Raw genomic sequence first — 6784 nt, forward strand, 5'->3', positions numbered from 1 at the left:
CCATTCTTCCTAGCCAATTTTAATCACCTTTTTTTTCATTGAAACAAATACTCCTTTTCATATGTAATTTATCCTTTATACATGTTTCTTTTGTTTATTATATTGTAACCTAATTTTACTAATGTTTCAACAGAAAGAGAGTATTTGTTTCAATAGACAGGAGTATTTGTTTCAATAGACAGGAGTATTTGTTTCAATAGACCCGTAAACCCCTTGGGGCGCAAGGGGTTTACCTTGTCCTAAATATAATTAAAGTAATTAATCTTTAAAAAAATAATAAATATATAGGGGAATTCTCCCCATTTTTAAAACTCAAAATAAAAAAAGAAAGAACCAAAAACATTAGTAACAACGTTAACAAATAGAAGGCGATTTCTAGACCTCTGGAAACCTTTAGATAGATTAATAGAGTGTTTATACCTATTTACAAAAATAAAAGCGCCATAGCCCCTAATTATTAATAATTGAGGCATATGACGTTCTTAGAGGAGATGCATATTATTCTTATTTAACTGAACCACTTTTCTCGACAACGAAAGAACGCCTATTCCTAAAAATCTAGGATAGGCGTTCTTTCGGGTAATTTTTTTGTGATATTAGTAAAACAGATTGTATCTCTATACTAGCATATTTAGAATCTTGAAACAATTAAAAGGTTTTATTTTCATTTCCAAAACTTCCACCACTTCTTTTGTTGGGTTGAGGTTGAAGCTAATTGTTTTTGAGTTTCCAAGCTTTGATTTAACGCATTCATTAGGTTCTGATCCCGTTCTTCTAATCTAGAATTCATATAATCCTGTTGGCTTTTTAATTGAGTTAAAAGTTCCCGATTAAAAGATTCTTGTTCTTTTTTAAAGTCTTTAAATTCCTCTAATAAGTCGCTATATCGTACAATATATTGCTCTTTTGGTGTAGCACCATCCGAGACATCACTGCCGTTTTTCCATGCTATTGCTGACTTTGAAGCTTCTTCTAGCGCCATAGTGCGTTTTAGTTCAATAAGTTTTCTAAGGACCATCAAATCTTCATCAAAAAATCCCCTATGACCATATTCATTTTTGTGAAAGGAGTATCCTGCCTTTTCTAGAAAGTCACAATATTTCCTAACGGTACTTGTATGAATTTTAAAGTGTGCTGCAACATCTTTGGTATCATGAATTACTTGACTATCATTCAATGAAGAGCCCCCTATATACTCTTACAATTCTAATTCATCTTCAAGAGTATGATTTTTCGATTTTTTCTTTGCTTTTTGGCGTTGTTTTTCCAAGTCGTTATCATAATTATTTTCATTCTGTTGGGCATTGTTGACCAAATTACTGAATAAATCGCCACCTTCTACACGAGAAGTGTCAGAATTCCCCATACTATTGATGTCAGGAGAACGATCACCCCTGTCCGTAGTCCGTTCACCATGAGTAATTCCTTTTTCGTTGGTTTGTTTTCCTGCTTCATAGTTGTTACGAACTCTATTAGCTCTTGTCGAAGTAGTTTCGTTTTGATAATTTGTTTTTCTTGATTCTTGTTCGTTTGTTCCAATAGATTTTCCGTGTTCTTTTTCAATGTTTCCGAGAGTTGGTTCAATTCTTTTGTTGTTTCGGACACTTGCTCTGTCTGATTCGTGTTCACTTGTGTTCGCAAGTCCTTCAACCTCTGGTCTAATGATTCCATGAATCCATTGTTGTTTTTCATGTCCTGCGTTCTTTCCTTCTGAACCTTCTCCAATTCCGATTGAACTTGAGTGTAACTGCTCGCTACGTACTGTTGTTGCACCCGAATTTCGTTCATTTTCTCCACTATTAGTGCCAATTGTTTTTCCAAAGAGGTAGTCGTCGAATCCGAGTTTTCTTTCAATTTCTCGTTCTGCAGACTTTGTATACTCATGTTTTATCGTCTCCCTTTCATATGATTCACCTAGTTTATTTCCTCTTACTCTCTTACCATTTTCATGATTAATATAAGTGGTGTTTTTTCCACGTTCCTTTACTTCAATTCCATGCTTGTCCATCATATTTTGTTTAAATTCTTCATAGTTTTTTGAAGAAGTTTTTTCTAAATCAATTTTATTTCTTATATCGTCTTTCCAGCTAAATTTATTTTTATCTATTAGTGCTTTTTCTGCCAATGTATAGCGTACTGGTGATGAATTTTCTTCTACGATAGACAAATCATGCTCTTTACAAATTCGATCACTTGCTTCACGTATTTTTATTAATTCATCTGTTCCATGTGCATGATATTTGTAACCATTTTCAAAATTAACGGAATTAATGACAATATGATTATGAATGTGATCTTTGTCTGTATGCGTGTAAACGACTGCTTCATGACCTTGGGCCATTTCCTTTGCAAGTTCTTGGCCAAGTTCATTTGCTAGTTCAGGAGTTACTTCCCCAGGTTTAAATGACTGGATAATATGATGAGCTTGTATTCCATCATTCTTGCCCCATAATTCACGAGTTGACTTCATTTGAGCCTTCGCATATTCAGCCGGACAATCTACTCCCTCTTTCACTTCTGCTCGCTTTTCAGCGTATGAAATTAATCGATTGGCTACTTTTGTAGTGCTTCGTTGAATTGTTGCCATAATCCCTGCAACTCCTTTTGGATCTCTTGCACTTCTTCTTTGGGAACTGTTTTATTCTCATTGGCTCTTTTGGTCAATTGGTTCACGTTGTTCCCAATGCCCCGTAGCTGACGTGCTATATCAAACGCAGCTTCCCTATTAATTTTTGGAGATTTCATTCTAGAACCGTGTGCCTTTTTCTTACAGAAATTCGGCACACTCATACCAACTTCTTTCGCCATTCGCTCAAGTCGTTCATATTCGTCATCGCTAACCCTAAAGTTAATCTGTCGATTTTCTTTACGGTTCACTCCCAAAACGACCGCCCCCTCTTTATCCAAAATTTTCTAATTTTGTAATTATCATAGCATGATAATAGAGAGGTTGGCAAGCTGTACCTTTGCTAGCCACTTCGTGTCTGCAAAGGCGCTTGTTGGGGATTTCCCCCAAACGTTTGGCTATGCCTGCACTCCCCCTAGATCAAGACCTGTTCGCCAGTAATGGCGAATAAAAAAATTCATCTAGGTGCGGAAACTTGTTTCTGCACCTAGATGAATTTTTGCCATATTAAAGATCCATCCGATTATCTTCTTCTCAACTAAAGCACCAGTTACTTTAAGTACAATCTTTCACAAACCTTTATTCTATTGGTACCACTTAGGTTTTAATCTGCTAAAGTAATCATGATCTTCTAAATACATATAAACTTTATCTAACATCTCATTCATGTTGTTTGGAATAGTTTTTAAAGTCCATACTACAGTAGAGAAAACGCACATTGCTAGGTAAAGTGAATACAACCTCCAAAAATCTTCATCAGGCTCTTTATTATTAAAATAACCTCTGATTTGTCCTATTGAAAAAGGAATGCTTACTTCTCGGCTGAAAATTCCTATCTTTAGAAATTCATGAATTGGATCTCCCCAATCATACCTGTTAAAGTCTATAACTCCAGCAAATGTTTTATTATTCACGATGATGTTTCCAAGGTGAAAATCATCATGTTGAAATAAGTTCGGGCGTTGTTTCATGAGATGGATATTCTCATCAATAAAACCCATTATTTTATGGTCATTTTTAACCTTTACCTCACATGCTAAGTAAGCATCTATATATTTCTTATGCTTTTCAACTTTCCTTGAATACCACGAAGAGATATGGTTTGGAGCAGATAATTGATGCATTTTTCTTAATTCTTTTCCTGCATCAATACCAATATTATATTGTTCTTGGTCTGAGTATTTTGAGATTTCATCCTCAGCATCCTTACCTTCTATGTATGATGTAATCATATACCCCCGATTTCCTACCTCACCAATTGAAATTGGTTGTGAACAAGTAACGTGATAATCCTGTAACCTTTCCATAATAGAGTATTCTGTCTTCTTTAGTTCCAACTCTTCTAAATTAAACATCCGAAGTAATAGTTTTTTGTTACCATCTTGCATTTGTATTAGATATTTTTCATCTGTGGAAAACCCCTTTTTAATTTCAATAACTTCTTTACAATTACTTATTAAAGGAATCTGTTTTATTAGTGTTTTACTCACACCCTCACCCCTGTTATTAAATTTTGAAATCAATTCAATACTCTTAAACTTGTATATTTCTATGAAAAAACTACATTGCCTTCTTTCACTAACCTGCCAGTTAGAACATCAAGATAGGCTGCCAAATTAACGATCTCCTTATTGTGTTAAATGGTGCTACTTCAATAAGAATTGCCCTTTACTTTTCTAGCCTCGTTTATAAAGCAAGAAACAAGTGATACTACTAATCCTACAAATGAAACACCAAGTCCGATTGCTGAACCTGAACCACTTGAAGCTAATATAAGTGCTATACCAAATAGTGATATTGAAATACCTAAAAGTGATAAACGCATAATTCCGCACCAACAACCTTTCATATAAAAATATTCTTATTGAGCAATCGCACCAATTTGTTGAACAACTACAAACTCTCTGGTAAGTGATTTTTATACATTTCTATTGCATTCGTATGTTCTTCTAAAACAGTCACTGTTTTAGGATGAGGTTTCGTATAGATAATTGGATAATCCTTTTCATTAAGTTTTTCATTAATTAGAAAAGCTAACTTCTCTTCTTCAGTTGAAAACTGTGCATCAATTCCTGTTTTATTTCCACGAGCATCTACCCTAATCCACTTATTGAGCGATTTAAGAAAAATAGCATTTAAAGCGTGAATACAATACCCTTTTTCTGGAGTATCAAACAACATTAGCCTTTGATAACAAAAACCTGTTGGTATTCCTTGCAAGCGCAATAATGACGCTAATAGATGTGATTTTGCATAACAGATTCCTTCTTTAAGTTCTAATACCTCCGAAGCGTTACAAGTAACGCGTTCCGATTGAATATCCCAAGAATGAAAAATTTCATCACGAACAAATTCAAAAGCTACTTTAGCTTTTTCAATTTCCGTTTGATTTGAATTAAAAAGTTCATCTGCCTTCTGTTTTAATCTTGGATTGGAATAATTAACTTCTTTTAATTCAAGTAAATAATTCGCTAAATTTTCAGACTCAACTTTCAAATTCATTATCCCCACTCCCGTTTTGCTAGTATAAGTATTTGTATTTAAGTATCATTATACAATATGAAATATTAATATTGACAGGTGTACTGTTAAACTCTTCTGCCCGTTACTTTAAGTACATTTTTTCACAAACATCCTATAAGTTTCAGTTTACACCATTTGCAAAGTCAAATATCTACCCATTTCGCTTTGCAAATGGGATTTTGATATAATTAAATTCCAGCATTTGCTGGGTGGTGAAGGAAGGGAGCCCTTCATATATATTACTTTTACAAGAAAAGTCATAGAAACCTATGACTTTTCTTGTTGTTACAAATCCCTACTATTTGAGATTTTGCGATACAGGGCAATAACAGATCGATTTTCTTTTTCCCATTCGGGATCTTTAAGCATTGGTACCTTAAATTTATATTCCATTTCAGTCATCAAATTGGCGTATTCTTTGCTTTTTTGGCTATCAGATAAGCCACTATGAAGGACTTTTTCATATTCATTGTTAAACCACGCCAGTGTGTTTTCAGTCATTTACCTTCCTCCTTAACCTAAAAACTAATCCAAGTGTGACCACATTTATTGCCATTGATATTAAAGAAATGATAATAGTTACAAATTGCATATTATTCACCTCTTTTCCGATTTCATCATGGACAACTGCATGAATAGAATTTTTAATCAGTCTAAGATTTTTCTTCTAACCAATTATAATAAAAGCTAGTATCTCTTTTTGATTCATCAGGTAGAAAACGATTTAATTCGTCTAAATTTAATCGTACTTTATCAATAAGGTTATTAGCTTTTTCATATGTAATACAGATCGGTTCAGTTGTGTGCGGAATCATTTCACGTATTTCTTTTACTATCTGTATCGCACGTTGACGGTTTTTCTCGTCATTTAAATCAATAAATATAAGGGAATCTTGAATTACTGTATCGACAGTCATTTTTAACTCTTTTATTTGTTTTTTAGTTGCACTTTTTTGATTCGTACCCGTAGACCAAATCAAGTCAAAACCAACAATGGAACGACCTTTTTTTTCCACTTCATAACGTACATCTAATTCAGTAAAATGATTAATTTCATCAATCGCAACATTTAAAACTCTGTTTTTAAATAATCCTGTATTGTTTTGATAACTTTTCACATTCTCCACACCAAATAAATTCATTAATGCCTCTTTGGATATTGGTTTGTGCCAGTATCCATAATGTGCTCTTATGTAGTCATACAAAGTCCAAGAAAATCCACTTTTAAATTGTGAGGTAATCGTTAAATCAGTGGAAACATACTTTTCTTTTAACTCCAAAATATGAGGAATCATTTTTTCATTCCATTCAAAAATAAAATGACCCTTATCATACTCCATACTTGAAAAAGCATTCCAAAATTTAAATTTATCATTGGCTAAATCTTGTGTAGAGACTTTTAAATCTAGAATTCGTTCAGAATCTTTATAAGCGTCATCTGTACGGTATTGATCTATGTTGAATTTCTTTTCAAAATCAGCTTTTATAAACTCTGTTTTGCCATCCTTTTGCGTGGAATAAATAGCATATGCCAGTAGTTGCATCTGATTTAGCGTTAATCCCTGACTTAATTTAGCCATAGATAAATCATTGCTCTTTTGAATACTGTTTTCATATGAAAAAATTTTCATTTTA

8 protein-coding genes are annotated in these 6784 nt (G+C 33.4%); all 8 read right to left on the reverse strand.

All coding sequences use genetic code 11. From position 1 onward, the window contains the following. Nucleotides 1–664 precede the first annotated feature (664 nt). A complete protein-coding gene (locus ACHABU_RS20500) occupies nucleotides 665–1177 on the reverse strand; it encodes a DUF3967 domain-containing protein (protein WP_435766809.1) in 513 nt (170 codons plus the stop codon). Between the two features lie 21 nt (nucleotides 1178–1198). Then, entirely contained in the window at nucleotides 1199–2587 is a 1389-nt protein-coding gene (locus tag ACHABU_RS20505; RefSeq protein ID WP_435766810.1) for a relaxase/mobilization nuclease domain-containing protein, read from the reverse strand. Then, a complete protein-coding gene (locus ACHABU_RS20510; protein WP_435766818.1) occupies nucleotides 2554–2877 on the reverse strand; it encodes a MobC family plasmid mobilization relaxosome protein in 324 nt (107 codons plus the stop codon). Before ACHABU_RS20510 ends, ACHABU_RS20505 begins: the two co-directional genes overlap by 34 nt. Before the next feature lie 333 nt (nucleotides 2878–3210). Continuing rightward, nucleotides 3211–4116 carry an aminoglycoside phosphotransferase family protein gene (locus ACHABU_RS20515; RefSeq protein ID WP_435766812.1) on the reverse strand — a complete coding sequence of 302 codons (906 nt, stop codon included), beginning with the start codon at nucleotides 4114–4116 and terminating at the stop codon, nucleotides 3211–3213. Between the two features lie 161 nt (nucleotides 4117–4277). After that, nucleotides 4278–4451 (reverse strand): hypothetical protein, encoded by a 174-nt coding sequence (locus tag ACHABU_RS20520; RefSeq protein ID WP_435766813.1) that lies wholly within the window; start codon nucleotides 4449–4451, stop codon nucleotides 4278–4280. Between the two features lie 68 nt (nucleotides 4452–4519). Further along, nucleotides 4520–5128, reverse strand: a complete 609-nt coding sequence (locus tag ACHABU_RS20525; RefSeq protein ID WP_435766814.1) for a transglutaminase-like domain-containing protein — start codon at nucleotides 5126–5128, stop codon at nucleotides 4520–4522. Between the two features lie 306 nt (nucleotides 5129–5434). Continuing rightward, nucleotides 5435–5650, reverse strand: coding sequence for a hypothetical protein (locus ACHABU_RS20530; RefSeq protein WP_435766815.1), 216 nt, complete (start codon nucleotides 5648–5650; stop codon nucleotides 5435–5437). A 152-nt stretch (nucleotides 5651–5802) separates the two neighbouring features. Further along, nucleotides 5803–6784, reverse strand: a 982-nt coding sequence (locus tag ACHABU_RS20535) for a replication initiation protein (RefSeq protein ID WP_435766817.1), incomplete at its 5' end; no start/stop codon positions are given.

Source organism: Oceanobacillus sp. CF4.6 (assembly GCF_051262635.1).
GTDB lineage: Bacteria > Bacillota > Bacilli > Bacillales > Amphibacillaceae > Oceanobacillus.

Excerpts from the sequence above, each read along its gene's own strand:
- ACHABU_RS20505 (WP_435766810.1), bottom strand. The coding sequence starts at position 2,587 with ATGGCAACAATTCAACGAAGCACTACAAAAGTAGCCAATCGATTAATT.
- ACHABU_RS20520 (WP_435766813.1), bottom strand. The coding sequence starts at position 4,451 with ATGCGTTTATCACTTTTAGGTATTTCAATATCACTATTTGGTATAGCA.
- ACHABU_RS20525 (WP_435766814.1), bottom strand. The coding sequence starts at position 5,128 with ATGAATTTGAAAGTTGAGTCTGAAAATTTAGCGAATTATTTACTTGAA.
- ACHABU_RS20530 (WP_435766815.1), bottom strand. The coding sequence starts at position 5,650 with ATGACTGAAAACACACTGGCGTGGTTTAACAATGAATATGAAAAAGTC.